Raw genomic sequence first — 16,120 nt, forward strand, 5'->3', positions numbered from 1 at the left:
CGGCGGCCTCGGTGCCGCGGTTCACGGGGCGGAAAAAAACCACTTGTCGTCCGGCGGACCGTTTCCTAGGGTTGCGAGCACACACGAAGGGAGGTGGTCCGGAGAATGAGTTCCCATCGGACGCGTGAGGTGACTGCGGGCTGACGCCTGCGCTCCTCGCCTGCGCGCGATGTGCGTAGCGGGCCAATTCCATCGCAGTCACCCGACCCGCGGGCTCGTCGGATTCGTCCGGCCGATGCCCGGACGGTTCGCCGTCCGGGGAGCAGCCCGCGGGTCGCCTGCGTTCTCCCCCGCCCTCGCCCGCCGGCATCCGGCTCGGCATTCGGCCCGGCGCCCGGCCCGCCCCTCAGGGCGACAGGCGCCGCACCGTCCAGCCGCCCTCCGCGGCCGTGTACACCAGCCGGTCGTGCAGCCGGTTCTCCCGCCCCTGCCAGAACTCCACGCTGCGCGCGACCACCCGGAAGCCTCCCCAGTGGGGCGGCACCGGCACGTCCGTGCCCTCGGGGTAGCGGGCCGCCAGCTCCTCGTAGCGGTGCTCCAGCTCCTCCCGCGCGCCCACCACCGAGGACTGCTCGCTCGCCCAGGCGCCGATCCGCGAGCCGTGCGGCCGGCTGCGGAAGTAGGCCTCGGTCTCCTCGCGGGAGACGCGCTCGGCGGCGCCCGCCACGATGACCTGGCGCGCGATCGGGTGCCAGGGGAAGAGCAGCGAGGCGTAGGGCCGCTCGGTGAGTTCGCGGCCCTTCCTGGAGCCGTAGTTGGTGAAGAAGACGAAGCCGCGGTGGTCGTAGCTCTTCAGCAGGACCGTCCGCGAGCTGGGCAGGCCGTCGGCCCCCGCGGTGGAGACCACCATGGCGTTGGGCTCGTCGACGCGGGCGTTGACGGCATCGGCGAACCAGTGCGCGAACTGCGTGTACGGGTCGCCGGCCAGCTCGGCCTCGGTCAGTCCGCGGGCGCGGTACTGCTTGCGCATGGCGGCGGGGTCGTGGTGGCTGTGCTGCACCCGCACATCTTGCAGCACGGCGGCGGCACCGTGTGCCGTACGGTGCGCCGGACGCCGTGCGTGAGGTCCGCCGCAACATGTGCCGGACCTCACGCTTCACGTCACCTGCGGGAGGGGACAGACTTACAGGCCGGGTATCTGTGCCCTCTCGACATCGGGGGATATCGTGCGGGGCACCCAGTGCCGAACCCCATGCCCCACCCCGTGTGCCACAAGCACCACTCGATCGTCGACCGCATCAAGAGGAGCCGCCTGATGTCCGACTTCGTACCCGGACTCGAGGGAGTCGTCGCCTTCGAGACGGAGATCGCCGAACCCGACAAGGAAGGCGGCGCCCTGCGCTACCGCGGGGTGGACATCGAGGACCTGGTGGGCCACGTCTCCTTCGGGAACGTGTGGGGCCTGCTGGTCGACGGTGCCTTCAACCCCGGCCTCCCCCCGGCCGAGCCCTTCCCGATCCCCGTGCACTCCGGCGACATCCGCGTCGACGTCCAGTCGGCGCTGGCGATGCTCGCGCCGGTGTGGGGGCTGCAGCCGCTGCTGGACATCGACGCCGAGCAGGCCCGCGAGGACCTGGCGCGCGCGGCCGTGATGGCGCTGTCGTACGTGGCACAGTCGGCGCGCGGCCAGGGGCTGCCGATGGTGCCGCAGCGGGAGATCGACAAGGCGCAGTCGGTCGTCGAGCGCTTCATGATCCGCTGGCGCGGCGAGCCCGACCCGAAGCACGTCGCGGCCGTCGACGCCTACTGGACCTCCGCCGCCGAGCACGGCATGAACGCGTCCACCTTCACCGCCCGGGTGATCGCCTCCACCGGTGCCGACGTGGCCGCGGCGCTGTCCGGCGCGGTCGGCGCCATGTCCGGCCCGCTGCACGGCGGCGCTCCCTCGCGCGTGCTGGGGATGATCGAGGAGATCGAGCGCACCGGCGACGCCGAGGCGTACGTGAAGCAGGCCCTGGACAAGGGCGAGCGTCTGATGGGCTTCGGCCACCGCGTCTACCGTGCCGAGGACCCGCGGGCGCGGGTGCTGCGCCGTACGGCCAGGGAGCTGGGCGCCCCCCGCTACGAGATCGCGGAGGCGCTGGAGAAGGCCGCCCTGGAGGAGCTGCACTCCCGCCGCCCGGACCGCGTCCTGGCGACCAACGTGGAGTTCTGGGCCGCGATCATCCTGGACTTCGCCGAGGTCCCGGCCCACATGTTCACCTCGATGTTCAGCTGCGCCCGCACCGCGGGCTGGTCGGCGCACATCCTGGAGCAGAAGCGCACCGGCCGCCTGGTGCGCCCCTCGGCCCGCTACGTCGGCCCGGGCTCCCGCGACCCGCGCGAGGTCGAGGGCTACGCGGACATCGCACGCTAGTCCCGTGCGGTGCACCCTGGGGGCATGAGGCTGTTCGTGGCCGTCGTGCCCCCCAGGTCCGCCCTCGCCGAACTGGGGGGCGCCGTGGACGCCCTCCGCGACCTGCCGGGCGCGGAAGGGCTGCGGTGGACGGAGCGTGCCGGGTGGCACGTGACGCTGGTGTTCCTGGGCGAGGTGGACGAGGACGTGCTGCCGGCCCTGTCCGAACGGCTGGAGCGGGCGGCGCGCCGCCACCCACCCTGCCGGATCTCGCTGACCGGCGGGGGCCGCTTCGGGGACCGCACGCTGTGGGCCGGTCTGGACGGCGACGACCTGGGCCGCGCGGCCGCGGGCGCGGAGGCCGCCGCCCGGCGGGCGGGCGTCCACCACGAGGACGCGCACGGCCGCTTCCACGCCCACCTCACGCTCGCCCGGCAGCGCGCCGGGCGCACCAGGGTGGGCCTGCGGCCCTTCACGGACGCCCTCACGCAGTTCGCGGGGACACCGTGGACGGCGGCGGCGATCTCCCTGGTGCGGAGCCATCCGCCCACCCCGGGGGTGCCGGGGGCCCAGCCGCGGTACGAGACGGTGCGGACCTGCCCGCTGGGGCACTGAGGCCGCCCCGTTAACCTCGATGTGTGGACCCGAAGACCCGTACCCGAGTAATGACCGCCGCCCTCGCCCTGCTGGTGGTCGTGGTGATCGTCGGCACGTTCGTGCGCGGCTAGCCGGGCCGGGCGACCGAACGGCCGGAGGGTCCGGGCGCCTCAGGCGCCGGCGTACACCCTCTCGACGAATTCCGCGACCTGTTCGTCGGTGAGGTGGCGGGCCAGGTCGGCCTCGGTGATGATGCCGATCAGCTTCTTGTCCTCGACGACCGGGAGCCGCTTGATGCGGTGCGACTCCATCTCGGTGAGGACGTCGGAGACGTCGGCTTCGGCGTCGATCCAGCGGGGGGTCCCCTCGCACAGGTCGCCGCAGGTCACCTTGGAGGGGTCGCGTCCGGCGGCGATGCACTTGGTGACGATGTCCCGGTCGGTGATGATGCCGCACATCCGGTCGTTCACGTCGTGGACCGGCAGCGCGCCGACGTTGAGCTCGCGCATCAGCTGCGCGGCCCGGTCGAGAGTCTCGGTCGCCGGTATCGCACGGGCGCCGGGGTGCATGATCTCTTTGGCTGTGGTCATACCCTCATCGTGCGCCCGACCGGGTGAATCTGCGACCGGGCGCACGACGGGGCGGGGACCGCGGACGCCTACCAGGCGAAGGCCTCCGGGGACGGGCCGGGACCGGGGAAGATCTCGTCCAGCTCGGCGAGGAGTTCCGCGGGCAGTTCCAGTTCCACCGCGCGCAGCGCGGAGTCCAGCTGCTCGCGGGTGCGCGGGCCGACGATCGGGCCCGTGATGCCGGGACGGCCCAGCAGCCAGGCCAGGGCGACGTCACCGGGCTGCAGCCCGGCCTTGTCGACCGCGTCCTCGTACCGCTGCACCTGCTCGCGCAGGGCGCTGTCCTTCAGCGAGTCGGCGCTGCGGCCGGAGGTGGAACGGGCGCCGCCGCCCTCCCGCTCCTTGCGCAGCGCGCCGCCCAGCAGACCGCCGTGGAGCGGCGACCAGGGGATGACGCCGAGGCCGTACTCCTGCGCGGCCGGGATGACCTCCATCTCGGCGCGGCGCTCGACCAGGTTGTACAGGCACTGCTCGCTGACCAGACCCAGCGAGTGGCGCCTGGCGGCGGCCTCGTTGGCCTTGGCGATGCCCCAGCCGGAGAAGTTGGACGACCCGGCGTAGAGGACCTTGCCCTGCTGCACCAGGACGTCGATCGCCTGCCAGATCTCCTCCCACGGCGTCGCGCGGTCGATGTGGTGGAACTGGTAGACGTCGATGTGGTCGGTGCCCAGGCGCTTCAGGCTCGCCTCGGCGGCACGTCGGATGTTGAGCGCGGAGAGCTTGTCGTCGTTCGGCCAGGGGGCGCCGTCGGCGCCCATGTTGCCGTAGACCTTGGTCGCCAGGACGGTCTTGTCACGGCGGCCGCCGCCCTTGGCGAACCAGCTGCCGATGATCTCCTCGGTACGGCCCTTGTTCTCGCCCCAGCCGTAGACGTTGGCCGTGTCGAAGAAGTTGACGCCCGCGTCGAGCGCGGCGTCCATGATGGCGTGGCTGTCGGCCTCGTCCGTCTGCGGGCCGAAGTTCATCGTTCCCAGTACGAGCCGGCTGACCTTGAGTCCGGTGCGTCCGAGCTGTGTGTACTCCATGGGACACAAGCCAAGCCGTTGGAGTGCGCTCGAATCAAGCGGAGTTGAGGGGGTGTCGGTAGGGCGCCCCCAGCCCCCACGCCTGGTGCGCGGCGTCGGCGAACGCGGCGGCCAGCCGGTGCTCCCCGGAGGCGTTGGGGTGGGTGCCGTCGTAGGTGTCCCGGGCGATGTCGTACCCGGCCGGGCGGGAGGCCAGCAGCAGCGGGGAGGCCGGGGTGCCCAGATCCGCGACCGCCTTGGCCAGGCGGGTGTTGAACTCCTCGCACTGCGAACCGAATCCGGGGTCCTGGTCGCAGCGCGAGTTGGGTATGACCGGCAGCAGCACTGCGGCGACCCGGGGGTTGGCGGCCCGCGCCCGCGCGACGAACAGCCGCACGTTGGCCTCGGTCTGCCCGGGGTTGGTGTAGAAGCCGAGGTCGATCAGGCCGAGCGACACCAGCAGCACGTCGGGGCGGTGCTCCCGCACGGCGCCCTCGATCAGCGGCGCCATGTGCAGCCATCCCTCGCCCCAGCCCGCGAGGTGGCGGCGCGCGGAGACGGGGAAGTCGGGGTCGGCGTAGTGCTGGGAGACGGCCGCGTCGGCGGTGGGGTCGTACAGCGCGGTCCGCGGGCCGACGATCGCGAAGTCCTCGCCCTCCGTGCCCAGCGACCGCAGGTGCCGCCACATGCGGTAGCGCCAGGTGTGCTCCCCCGCGCTGCCGATGGTCATCGAGTCGCCGACGAACATCCACGCCGTGCGGCGTCCGGGCGTGCGGCGGGGCCCGTCACCGGGGCCGTGGGGAGCACTGGACATGGAGGGGATCTTAGGGCCCGCGGGCCCGTCGGCGGGGCCCTGACCTCGGGTCCGGCGATGTCGGGACCGTCACTGCCGAGGGCCGGCGCGCACGGCCCGCCCCCGGGGATTGGCCCAGTGGCACAACCCTTGAATGGCCCTGCTGAGTGGGCCGTTCCGTTCCTAGGGTGACGGGCATGACGCACTCGGTCGACTTCTACTTCGATCCCATCTGCCCCTTCGCCTGGATCACCTCCCGCTGGATCCTCGAGGTCGAACGGGAACGCGAACTGCGCCTGCGCTTCAGGGTGATGAGCCTTTCCGTGCTGAACGAGGGCCGCGAGGGCCTGCCCGAGCGCTACGAGCGGCTGCTGAGCACCGGCTGGGGCCCGGTGCGGGTCTGCGTCGCCGCCGCCCGGCACCACGGGGAGCACGTGCTGCGCGAGCTGTACACGGCGCTCGGCACCCGGCTGCACGTGCAGGACCGCCCGGCCTCCGACGAGGTGCTGCGCGAGGCGCTGGCGGAGGCGGGCCTGCCGCCGGAGCTGGCGGAGGCCGCGGGTGGCACCGCGTACGACGAGGAGCTGCGCCGGAGCCACCACGAGGGCATGGACCCGGTCGGGGAGGAGGTCGGCACGCCCACCCTGCACATCGACGGGGCCGCCTTCTTCGGCCCCGTCCTCACCTCGATCCCGCGCGGCGAGGAGGCGGCGCGGCTCTTCGACGGGGTGCGGGCGCTGGCCGGCCACCCGGCCTTCTTCGAGCTGAAGCGCAGCCGCACCGGCGGCCTCGACTTCGCCTGAGCCGTCGTGCACCTGGCAGGCTTGGCGCATGCGCCCACTGCTCGCCGCGGCCGCGGCCTCCGTCCTCGTCATGGGTCCCCTGGTCGGCACCGCGGCCGCCGACGACGGGGAGTCCGTGGCCTTCACGATGTCGGACCCGCGGATCACCGAGTCGAGCGGCCTGGTCGCCAGCCGTCTCCACAAGGGCGTCTACTGGACGCACAACGACAGCGACGACGGCCCGTACGTCTACGCCGTCGACTCCGCGACGGGGAAGACGGTCGCCACCGTCACCCTGCGCGGCGTGGGCAGCCCGCGCGACGTCGAGGCGATCTCGATGGGCCCGGACGGCGCCCTCTACGTCGGCGACATCGGCGACAACCTCGACGGCTCCTGGCCGCACGTGTGGATCTACCGCTTCCCGGAGCCGAAGCGGCTGGCGGACCAGACGGTGACCGCGACGCAGTTCACCGTCACCTACGACAAGGGCCCGCGCAACGCCGAGGCGATGATGGTCGACCCGAAGACCGGGCGGGTGTACATCGCGAGCAAGAACGAGGACGGCGGCGGCCTCTACGAGGGCCCGGCGAAGCTCTCCGCGAGCGGCACCAACGTCTTCCGGCGGATCGCGGACATCCCGCTGTGGATCACCGACGGCGCCTTCTCCCCGGACGGCAGCCGGCTGGTGCTGCGCGGCTACTTCGGCGCCCTGATGTACCGCTGGTCCGACGGCACGGCGCGCCGGATCGACCAGATGCACGTGCCACTGCAGCGGCAGGGCGAGTCCGTCGCCTTCACCCCGGACGGCCGGTCCCTGATGTACGGCAGCGAGGGCACGGACAGCGAGGTCTGGCGCTCGCCGCTGAGCGGGGACGACCTGCCGGAAGCCGCCCGCCGTGCGGCCTCCTCCTCGCCCGGGTCCCCGGGGAGTTCCTCGGCGGACGCCGTGGGTTCCGGCGCGGACGAGCCCGGTTCGACCCGGCAGTTCACGCTGGGCGCCGTCACCCTGGCCGCGATCGCCGCGCTGCTGATCGGGGTGCGCCGGCTGCTGCGCCGGGAGCGCTGAGGCGCCGCGGGAACGCCGACGGGCGGGGCGGTCGCCCCGCCCGTCGGCGGTGGTGGCCCCGTGGGGCCGGGGTCAGAGCCGCTCGATGACGAAGTCGACGCAGGCGGTCAGGGCCTCGACGTCCGCGGGCTCCACGGCCGGGAACATCGCGACGCGCAGCTGGTTGCGGCCCAGCTTGCGGTACGGCTCGGTGTCGACGACGCCGTTGGCGCGCAGCACCTTGGCGATCGCGGCGGCGTCGACGTCGTCGTTGAAGTCGATCGTGCCGACGACCTGCGAGCGCTTGGCCGGGTCGGTGACGAACGGGGTGGCGTGCTTGGAGTCCTCGGCCCAGCCGTACAGGTTGCGGGAGGAGGCGGCGGTGCGGCCCACCGCCCAGTCGAGGCCGCCCTGGCCGTTGATCCACTCCAGCTGGTCGTTCAGCAGGAACAGGGTGGCGAGCGCCGGGGTGTTGTATGTCTGGTTCTTCTTCGAGTTGTCGATCGCGGTCGGCAGGTCGAAGAAGGCCGGGATGTGCCGGCCGGACGCGGCGATCCGCTCGGCGCGCTCCAGGGCGGCCGGGGAGAACGCGGCGATCCACAACCCGCCGTCGGCGGCGAAGGACTTCTGCGGGGCGAAGTAGTAGACGTCGGTCTCGGCGATGTCGACCGGCAGGCCGCCCGCGCCGGAAGTGGCGTCGACCAGGACGAGGGCGCCCTCGTCGGCGCCGGCGACCCGCTTCAGCGGCATCGCGACACCGGTGGAGGTCTCGTTGTGGGTGAAGGCGTAGACGTCCACGCCCGCCTCGGCGACGGCCTCGGGGTGCGAGCCCGGGTCGGCGGAGATCACGGTCGGCTCGTCCAGCCAGGGCGCCAGCTTGGCGGCCTTGGCGAACTTGGAGGAGAACTCGCCGAAGCTGAGGTGCTGCGACCTGCGCTCGATCAGGCCATGGGTGGCGATGTCCCAGAAGGCGGTGGAGCCGCCGTTGCCGAGCACCACCTCGTAGCCCTCGGGGAGCGCGAACAGCTCGCGGATGCCGTCCCGGACCCGGCCGACCAGGTCCTTCACCGGCGCCTGCCGGTGAGAGGTGCCCATCAGCGAGGTGCCGGTCGCGGCCAGCGCGCTGAGCGCCTCGGGCCGCACCTTGGAGGGGCCCGAACCGAATCGTCCGTCGGCGGGCTTGATGTCAGCGGGAATCTGGATCTCGGCCACGTTCGCAGCGTAGTGCGTGACGACCCCGTCACGGGGCTCCGTTCCATCCGGTGAGACATGCGCCGCGGTGGGGCAGGCTGAGGGGCATGGCGGACGATCTGCGGCACGCACTGCGCCGCGACCTGGAGCGGGCCGTACGCGGCGAGGTCTCCTTCGACGCGCAGAGCAGGGCGCTGACCACGATGGACGCGTCCAACTACCGGCGCGTCCCGGTGGCCGTGGTCGCGCCGTACGACGCCGACGACGTGGCCGCGGCGCTCGCCGTGTGCCGGTCGCACGGGGTGCCGGTGGTGCCGCGCGGCGGCGGGACGTCGATCGCCGGGCAGGCCACGGGCACGGGCGTCGTGCTCGACTTCACCCGCCACATGCACCGGATCGTGTCACTCAGCCCCGAGGCGTTGACGGCCCGTGTGCAGCCGGGGGTGGTCCTGGACGATCTGCGGCGCGCCGCCGCCGCGCACGGGCTGACCTTCGGCCCCGATCCGTCCACCCACAGCCGCTGCACCCTCGGCGGGATGATCGGCAACAACGCGTGCGGCGCGCACTCCGTCGCCTGGGGCACCACCGCCGACAACGTCCGGGCCCTGGAGTGCCTCACCTACGGCGGCGAGCCGCTGCGCACCGCCGAACCGCTCCGCGCCGACCTGCGGGAACTGGTGGACGGCCATCTCGCCCTGCTGCGCACCGGCTACCCGCAGCAGCTCCCCCGGCGCATCTCCGGCTACGCCCTGGACGCCCTGCTCCCCGAACGCGGCCGGGACCTGGCCCGTGCCCTGACCGGCAGCGAGGGCACGCTCGCCGTGATCACGGAGGCCGAGGTCCGGCTGGTGCCCGCGCCCCCGGTGCGGGTCCTGGTCGTCCTCGGCTACCCGGACGAGGGTGCCGCCGCCGACGCCGCGAACGGCCTGCTGCCGTACGGCCCGCTGACCGTGGAGGGCATGGCCGCCGACCTGGTGGGCGGGGAAGCCGCCGAACTGCTGCCCCGGGGCGGCGCGTGGCTCTTCGTCGAGATGCCCGGCACCGGCGAGGCGGAGGCGCTGCGGCGGCTCGCGGACGCGGTCGGCTCGGTCGTCGTGACCGACCCCGTCGCGCAGCGCGCGCTGTGGCGGATCCGCGAGGAGGCCGCCGGGACGGCCACCCGCACCCCGGGGGGCGCGGAGGCCTGGCCGGGCTGGGAGGACTGCGCCGTGCCCCCCGCGCGGCTCGGCGCCTACCTGCGCGACTTCCGTTCGCTGCTGCGCGAGTACGGCCTGCACGGCACCCCGTACGGGCACTTCGGCGACGGCTGCATCCACGTGCGCATCGACTTCGACCTGCTCGGCGCGGCCGGTGTGGCCCGCTTCCGGCGCTTCTCCGAGGACGTCGCGGACCTCGTCGTCGCCCACGGCGGCTCGCTGTCCGGGGAGCACGGCGACGGGCAGGCCCGCGCGGAGCTGCTGCCCCGGATGTACGGGGAGGAACTCGTCGCCCTCTTCGGCCGGTTCAAGGACGCGCTGGACCCGGCGGGCGGCCTCAACCCCGGCATGCTCGTACGGCCCGCCCCCCTCGACGGCAATCTGCGCTTCGCGGTCCTGCCGCGCCGGCCGGTCGACGTCGCCTTCGGCTACCCCCAGGACGGCGGGGACTTCTCGGCGGCGGTGCGCCGCTGCGTCGGCGTCGCCAAGTGCCGTGACACGGGCGGGGGTCCGGGGGAGGGCGTGATGTGCCCCTCGTACCGGGCGACGCGCGAGGAGCGGCACTCCACCCGCGGCCGGGCCCGGCTGCTGCACGAGATGCTCGCCGGCGAGGTCGTCACCGGCGGCTGGCGCTCGCCGGAGGTCGCGGACGCCCTCGACCTGTGCCTGTCGTGCAAGGGCTGCCGCACGGACTGCCCGGTCGGCGTCGACATGGCCACCTACAAGGCGGAGTTCCTGCACCACCACTACCGGCGGCGGCCGCGGCCCGCCTCCCACTACCTGATGGGCGGGCTGCCGACCTGGCTGCGCGCGGCGGCCCCGGCCGCCGGGACCGTGAACGCCCTCGCCCGGGTGCGGCCCTTGGCGGCCCTGGCCAGGCGGGCCGCGGGGGTCGCGCCCGAGCGGGAGCTGCCGCTGCTGGCCGAGGAGTCCTTCGTACGCTGGTGGCGGCGGCAGGAGGAGGAGGAGGAGGAGCCGCCGGCACCGGGGGCGGGCGCGGGGGCGACCGTGGTGCTGTGGCCGGACACCTTCACCGACCGCTTCTCCCCCGAGGTGGGCCGCGCCGCCGTGCGCGTCCTCCAGGCGGCCGGGTTGCGGGTCGTACTGCCGCCCGGGCGTGTGTGCTGCGGCCTGACCTGGGTCTCGACCGGCCGGCTCGACCGGGCCCGCCGGGTGATGCGCCGCACGGTACGGCGGATGGCGCCGGTGGTGGCCGCGGGGCGTCCCGTCGTCGTGCTGGAACCGAGCTGCGCGGCGGCGCTCCGCACCGATCTGCCCGAACTCCTGGGCACCGACGAGGCGGCGGCCCTGGCCGGTTCCGTACGCACCTTCGCACAGGTGCTGGAGGAGGCGGCGCCCGGCTGGACGCCGCCGCGCCTCGACCGGGCCGTCACCGGCCAGACCCACTGCCACCAGCACGCCGTCCTCGGTGACGCCGCCGAGCGCCGGCTGCGGGCCCGCGCCGGACTCAACGGCTCCCTGGCCTCGGGTTGCTGCGGTCTGGCCGGAAACTTCGGCTTCGAACGCGGCCACTACGAGGTCTCCGTCGCCTGCGCCGAGGACCGTCTCCTCCCCGCCGTGCGCGCCGCCCGCCCCGGCACGGCCGTCCTGGCGGACGGCTTCTCCTGCCGCACCCAGCTCGCCCAGCTCGCCGGGGTGCGGGCCCGGCACCTCGCGGAGCTGCTGGCGGACGGGCTGTGAGCAGCGGGCCGGGGAAAAGCGGGCGGGCTCAGAACTCCGCGGTGTCCAGCTCCAGTCCGAAGGGCTCGGGCAGCCGCAGCGGCGTGCCGAAGGGGTGCGGGCCGTCCACCGACCGGTAGCCGAGCTCCCCCGGCTCCGCGTACAGGGTGCAGCTGCGCTCCTGCCGGTCGACGAGGAGGTACAGCGGGGCGCCGTACTCGGCGTAGCGGCGGCGTTTGACGATTCGGTCGGTGTCGCCGTTGGACTCGGAGGTCACCTCCACCACCAGCAGGGTCTGGTGGGGGACGAGAGCGTCGGCTTCCGCCAGGTCTTCCGGCACGACGGCCAGGTCCGGCACGTACCAGTTGCCACTGCCGGGAAGGTCCAGGTTCCCCGAGCCCGAGAGGCAGCCCATCTTCTGCACGACGGGGTCGATCTGCCGACGGATCATGGCTGCGGCCTTCTCATGCCCCCACGTAGGTGGCACCACTTGCTGGATGGCCCCCTCGACGATCTGCACCCGGTCCCCCCCGTGGTGCCGGATCGCGTACTTGAGCGCGGTTTCCGGGTCGTCCGGCGCGTACGAACCGGCGGCCGCCCGAGGCGCCCAGTGGGGCTGTGAGCTCATCGGTCCTCCAGGGGGCTCCGCACACGCGACTGACGACACCTCCGATTCTCACGCAGCCGCCGCCCGTCCGGGGCGCCCCGATCGCACATTCACTCGAAACGATGAAGCACCCCCGAGGTCACCGACGCCGGCACCAGGGTCACGGCACCAGCACGAGCCTCCCCCGCACGCCCCCCTCCGCGAGGCGCGCGTGGGCCTTCGCGGCCTCCTCCAGCGGGTAGGTGTCGGCCACCCGCGTGGTGAGCACGCCCCGGTCCAGCAGGGCCACGAGTTCCGCGAGGCGCCCGCCGTCCGGCTGGACCTGCACGGCGGCGACGCGGATGCCGCGCACGGCGGCGGGCACCGCGTCGGGCCGGACGGTGACGTAGCCGCCGCCGTCCGGTACGGCCGCCAGGACGGGGGCGCCGAGCGCCGCCGCGTCGAGGGCGGCGTCGGCCCGGACGCCGTCCAGGGACGACACGGCCTCGTCGGCGCCCAGTTCCCGCAGCAGCGGGAGGTCGGCGGGGCGGGCGAGTGCCACGACGTGCAGCCCCGCGTGCCGGGCCAGCTGGACGGCGTAGCCCCCGACCGCGCCCGCCGCGCCGGTGACCAGCAGGCGGTCGCCGGGCCGGACGGCGAGCAGGCCGAGCGCCTGGTCGGCGGTGAGGGCGTTGGTGGGGAGGGTGGCGGCGTGGACGGGGTCGACGGACGAGGGAGCCGCGGCGAGGGCGTCCGCGCCCAGCACGACGTACTCGGCGTGCGCCTTGGTCCGCTGCCCGAACCCGCCCACCGCGCCCACGACGGCCGTGCCCGGCACGGGGACGGAGACCCCGGCGCCGACCGCGTCCACGGTCCCCGCGACGTCCCAGCCCAGCCCGAGGAAGGCGCCGGGCGCCAGTGCCCCGGCCCCGAGCAGACCGGCCCGTACGGCGAGGTCGGCGGGGTTGACCCCGGCCGCGGCCACCCGCACCCGGACCTCGCCCGGGCCCGGCTCGGGCAGCGGCACCTCGGCGACCTCCAGCACCTCGGGCCCGCCGAATTCCCTGATCACGACAGCACGCATGGCAGAAGCTCCCTGTTCCTGAGGATGTGCGACGACTGGTCCCGCCGTCATCACAAACCTAGGGAGAGCTACTCTCTCCGGGTAAGTACGCACCTGGAAGTGCGTACCGAACCCAGGAGTCCGGAGGAGAGCCCCATGGCGACGGTCACCGCGTCCGAACGGCGCGAGGAGGCTCGCGCGGCCTACAACGCGTTCATGAAGGGCTGCCCGACGAACCAGTTGCTCATCCGGATCAGCGACAAGTGGGCCGGCCTGCTCATGGCCGCCCTCAAGGACGGCCCGCAGCGTTACAGCGACCTGGGCCGCCGCATCGCGGGCGTCAGCCAGAAGATGCTCACGCAGACGCTGCGCACCCTGGAGCGGGACGGACTGGTCGAGCGGACCGTCACGCCGTCCGTGCCCGTACGGGTGGACTACGCGCTGACGCCGCTGGGCGAGAGCCTGGCCGTGCTGTTCTCCGCCGTGAAGGACTGGGCGGAGGAGCACATCGAGGAGGTCGTCGAGGCCCGCGAGCGCTACGACGCCGGAGCGGGCACGTCCTGAGGCGGCCCGGGGCCGCCCCGGTTTCACCGATCCCCTGTGCCGTTCATCCGTTTTCCGGCATTCTGTTGAGCCATAATCGGCCATTTCGGCTGAGTTACGGCAATGGGGGGAACATCATGCCCGGTGGAGAGCGGGGCACGCTCGGTCGGATCGTGAGAGCGCTCAGCCTGGTGACGCTGGTGACCGTCTATGTCTCCAGCCTGCTGATCACCTACCGCCAGCTGCACGCCAAACCCGTGCTGCAGGAGGTCATCGGGGCACCGGACTGGACCCGCGCGGTGCTGGTCATGGGCCTGGTCATCGGCGGCGGCCTGGGCACGGCCGCGGCGATCGTCGACGACCGCCGCGAGCTGCCCTCCTGGTTCCTGACCGCCGTGGGCGTGGCGGGTGCGCTGGCCTGGAGCCTGTGGGCCTCGTCGAGCCTGGGCGAGGACTACGTCCACATGCTCTTCGCGGCCACCGCCCCGGTCACCGGCATGCTGGTGTGGGCCGAGCTGATGCGGCAGTTCCGCAACCAGCGCCGCCTCGCCGTCGCCTGACCGCCCGGGCGGGCGCCCGGGCCGGGGCCGCGCTCAGGCGGCCACCGACTCCGACTCCCGCGGGACGAACTCGATCAGTTTGTGGTCCTTGCCGCGGTGCAGGTCGATCTTGAGCCGCAGCCCGCCCAGCCGCGCCAGGACGAGTCCGACGCAGGCCGCCGCCGCGGCGGCGACCAGGCCGCCGGCCAGGAAGCCGGTCCTGGCCCCGAAGACGTCGGTGATCCAGCCGACGAGCGGTCCGCCCAGCGGTGTGCCGCCCACGAAGACCATCATGAACAGGCTCATGACGCGGCCCCGCATGGCGGGGTCGGTGGCCAGCTGCACGCTGGCGTTGGCGGTGGTGTTGAAGGTCAGCCCGAAGATGCCGATCGGCAGCATGAGCACCAGGAAGATCCAGTACGTCGGCGCCAGCGCCGCCACGACCTCCAGCAGGCCGAACCCCAGCGCCGCGCCGACCAGCAGCCGCAGCCGGCTGCTTCCGCGCCGCGCCGCCAGCAGCGCGCCGACCACGGAGCCGACCGCGAGGAGCGAGTTGAACAGGCCGTACATGCCGGCGTCGCCGTGGAAGACGTCGTCGGCGAAGGCGGTGAGCCAGATCGGGAAGTTGTACGCGAAGGTGCCGATGAAGCCGACCAGGACGATGGGCCAGATCAGCTCGGGCCGCCCGGCGACGTAGCGCAGCCCCTCGCGCAGCTGGCCCTTGCCGCGCGGCGCGGTGGGCACCTCGTACAGCTGGGAACTACGCATGAGCAGCAGCCCGGCGAGCGGCGCCAGGAAGGACAGGCCGTTGAAGAGGAACGCCCAGCCGCTGCCGACCGCGGTGATCAGGGCGCCCGCGACGGCGGGGCCGACGAGGCGGGCGCTCTGGAAGTTGGCGGAGTTCAGCGAGACCGCGTTGCGGACGTCGGCCGGGCCGACCATCTCGACGACGAAGGCCTGGCGGGCCGGGTTGTCCACGACGGTGACCATGCCGACGGCGAAGGCCATGGCGTACACGTGCCAGACCTGCACGGCGCCGCTGAGGGTCAGCGCGGCGAGGCCGAGGCCCAGCAGACCCATGAGGGCCTGGGTGGCCACCAGGATGCGGCGCTTGGGGTAGCGGTCGGCGATGACGCCGCCGTAGAGCCCGAAGAGGAGCATGGGGAGGAACTGCAGCGCGGTCGTGATGCCGACGGCGAAGGAGGAGCCCGTGAGGCTCAGCACCAGCCAGTCCTGCGCGATGCGGGACATCCAGGTGCCGGTGTTGGAGACGATCGCGCCGCCGGCGAAGAGCCGGTAGTTGCGGTTGCGGAGCGAGCTGAACATGCCGCCGGGCGCGGGCGGCGCGGCGGGGCGTCCGGCACCGGGAGCCACGGGCGTTCCCGGGGTTCCGGCGGCCCCCGCGGCGGCGTCGGCGCCCGCCGCGGTGGGCAGGTCGGCCGGGTCGGCGGTGCCGGCCGGCTCCGTCCGCTCAGGGATGTTCGGTTCGGGTGCGGCTTCTGATGCGGCTGCCGAACTCAATCCGGTCTCGCCTCCTCTTCATCGGTTCCTTGCGTCGGCGTGAGCGAGCTTCTCCAGGACGGGCGCCGCCTCCCTGAGCACGGCGCGTTCCTCCTCCGAGAGGGTGGCCATGAGCTCGGCCAGGAACGCGTTGCGCCGGGCCCGGCTCTCCTCGAGCATCGTCTCCGCCTGCTCGGTCTGCCGGACGACGACCTGGCGCCGGTCGTCCGGATGCGGGTCCCGGTGCACCAGTCCCTTGGACTCGAGCATGGCGACGATCCGCGTCATGGACGGCGGCTGTACGTGCTCCTTGCGGGCCAGCTCCCCGGGGGTGGCGGACCCGCAGCGCGCGAGGGTGCCCAGCACGGACATCTCGGTCGGGCTCAGCGACTCGTCGACCCGCTGGTGGCGCAGTCGGCGGGAGAGCCGCATCACGGCACCGCGCAGCGTGTTCACCGCTGTGCGGTCGTCCTCGGACAGTTCGGTCACGTTCATTAGACTAGCTCATTACTTACGCTAAATAAAAATTGCCGGAGCGATGCCGCGTCCAAACACATTCGTCAAGGAAGTCACCCATCCGGGTGAGTTCCGCCCCGAAAACGACGCATGCTCCGAGGGGCCCGCCGGACCCTTGGGC

General features: G+C 73.4%; 16 protein-coding genes. 7 read left to right on the forward strand and 9 right to left on the reverse strand.

Going from position 1 to position 16,120, the window contains the following annotated elements; genetic code table 11:
- Window positions 1–346 precede the first annotated feature (346 nt).
- A complete protein-coding gene (gene pdxH, locus CHF15_RS05545; protein ID WP_089222703.1) occupies window positions 347–970 on the reverse strand; it encodes a pyridoxamine 5'-phosphate oxidase in 624 nt (207 codons plus the stop codon).
- Between the two features lie 285 nt (window positions 971–1,255).
- Here pdxH and CHF15_RS05550 point away from each other — a divergent pair, with 285 nt between their 5' ends.
- Window positions 1,256–2,356: a citrate synthase 2 gene (locus CHF15_RS05550; RefSeq protein WP_089222704.1), complete on the forward strand. Its 1,101-nt coding sequence runs from the start codon at window positions 1,256–1,258 to the stop codon at window positions 2,354–2,356.
- A 24-nt stretch (window positions 2,357–2,380) separates the two neighbouring features.
- Window positions 2,381–2,950, forward strand: a complete 570-nt coding sequence (gene thpR, locus CHF15_RS05555) for an RNA 2',3'-cyclic phosphodiesterase (RefSeq protein WP_089222469.1) — start codon at window positions 2,381–2,383, stop codon at window positions 2,948–2,950.
- A 152-nt stretch (window positions 2,951–3,102) separates the two neighbouring features.
- On the opposite strand, the gene CHF15_RS05560 is transcribed toward thpR, so the two are convergent.
- The 3 genes from CHF15_RS05560 to CHF15_RS05570 form a co-directional block, all read right to left on the reverse strand.
- Window positions 3,103–3,522 carry a CBS domain-containing protein gene (locus CHF15_RS05560; RefSeq protein ID WP_089222470.1) on the reverse strand — a complete coding sequence of 140 codons (420 nt, stop codon included), beginning with the start codon at window positions 3,520–3,522 and terminating at the stop codon, window positions 3,103–3,105.
- 68 nt (window positions 3,523–3,590) lie between these two features.
- Window positions 3,591–4,586 carry an aldo/keto reductase gene (locus CHF15_RS05565; RefSeq protein ID WP_089222471.1) on the reverse strand — a complete coding sequence of 332 codons (996 nt, stop codon included), beginning with the start codon at window positions 4,584–4,586 and terminating at the stop codon, window positions 3,591–3,593.
- Window positions 4,587–4,620: 34 nt separating this feature from the next.
- Window positions 4,621–5,313 (reverse strand): GDSL-type esterase/lipase family protein, encoded by a 693-nt coding sequence (locus CHF15_RS05570; RefSeq protein ID WP_089222472.1) that lies wholly within the window; start codon window positions 5,311–5,313, stop codon window positions 4,621–4,623.
- Between the two features lie 242 nt (window positions 5,314–5,555).
- Between CHF15_RS05570 and CHF15_RS05575 the strand changes: the two genes are divergently transcribed.
- Complete coding sequence (locus CHF15_RS05575) at window positions 5,556–6,161, forward strand: mycothiol-dependent nitroreductase Rv2466c family protein (protein ID WP_089222473.1); 606 nt, start codon at window positions 5,556–5,558, stop codon at window positions 6,159–6,161.
- A 28-nt stretch (window positions 6,162–6,189) separates the two neighbouring features.
- Window positions 6,190–7,206, forward strand: coding sequence for a hypothetical protein (locus tag CHF15_RS05580; RefSeq protein WP_089222474.1), 1,017 nt, complete (start codon window positions 6,190–6,192; stop codon window positions 7,204–7,206).
- Window positions 7,207–7,278: 72 nt separating this feature from the next.
- On the opposite strand, the gene serC is transcribed toward CHF15_RS05580, so the two are convergent.
- The gene (serC, locus tag CHF15_RS05585; RefSeq protein ID WP_089222475.1) at window positions 7,279–8,397 is read right to left on the reverse strand and encodes a phosphoserine transaminase; all 1,119 of its coding nucleotides are present in this window, start codon (window positions 8,395–8,397) and stop codon (window positions 7,279–7,281) included.
- A gap of 86 nt (window positions 8,398–8,483) precedes the next feature.
- Here serC and CHF15_RS05590 point away from each other — a divergent pair, with 86 nt between their 5' ends.
- Window positions 8,484–11,273, forward strand: coding sequence for an FAD-binding and (Fe-S)-binding domain-containing protein (locus CHF15_RS05590; RefSeq protein WP_089222476.1), 2,790 nt, complete (start codon window positions 8,484–8,486; stop codon window positions 11,271–11,273).
- 28 nt (window positions 11,274–11,301) lie between these two features.
- On the opposite strand, the gene CHF15_RS05595 is transcribed toward CHF15_RS05590, so the two are convergent.
- Both CHF15_RS05595 and CHF15_RS05600 read right to left on the reverse strand, forming a co-directional pair.
- Window positions 11,302–11,880, reverse strand: a complete 579-nt coding sequence (locus CHF15_RS05595) for a Uma2 family endonuclease (protein WP_089222477.1) — start codon at window positions 11,878–11,880, stop codon at window positions 11,302–11,304.
- A 139-nt stretch (window positions 11,881–12,019) separates the two neighbouring features.
- Complete coding sequence (locus tag CHF15_RS05600; protein ID WP_089222478.1) at window positions 12,020–12,922, reverse strand: NADP-dependent oxidoreductase; 903 nt, start codon at window positions 12,920–12,922, stop codon at window positions 12,020–12,022.
- A 135-nt stretch (window positions 12,923–13,057) separates the two neighbouring features.
- Here CHF15_RS05600 and CHF15_RS05605 point away from each other — a divergent pair, with 135 nt between their 5' ends.
- Both CHF15_RS05605 and CHF15_RS05610 read left to right on the forward strand, forming a co-directional pair.
- On the forward strand, window positions 13,058–13,465 hold the full coding sequence (locus CHF15_RS05605; RefSeq protein ID WP_089222479.1) for a winged helix-turn-helix transcriptional regulator: 408 nt from the start codon (window positions 13,058–13,060) through the stop codon (window positions 13,463–13,465).
- Between the two features lie 152 nt (window positions 13,466–13,617).
- Window positions 13,618–14,004: a hypothetical protein gene (locus tag CHF15_RS05610; protein WP_245938677.1), complete on the forward strand. Its 387-nt coding sequence runs from the start codon at window positions 13,618–13,620 to the stop codon at window positions 14,002–14,004.
- Between the two features lie 33 nt (window positions 14,005–14,037).
- Here the strand turns inward: CHF15_RS05610 and CHF15_RS05615 are convergent, their stop codons facing one another.
- On the reverse strand, window positions 14,038–15,504 hold the full coding sequence (locus CHF15_RS05615) for an MFS transporter (RefSeq protein ID WP_375816388.1): 1,467 nt from the start codon (window positions 15,502–15,504) through the stop codon (window positions 14,038–14,040).
- An 18-nt stretch (window positions 15,505–15,522) separates the two neighbouring features.
- Window positions 15,523–15,978 carry a MarR family winged helix-turn-helix transcriptional regulator gene (locus tag CHF15_RS05620; RefSeq protein WP_018560011.1) on the reverse strand — a complete coding sequence of 152 codons (456 nt, stop codon included), beginning with the start codon at window positions 15,976–15,978 and terminating at the stop codon, window positions 15,523–15,525.
- Window positions 15,979–16,120: the final 142 nt, after the last annotated feature.

This window comes from Actinacidiphila glaucinigra, from assembly GCF_900188405.1.
GTDB classification, from domain to species: Bacteria; Actinomycetota; Actinomycetes; order Streptomycetales; family Streptomycetaceae; genus Actinacidiphila; species Actinacidiphila glaucinigra.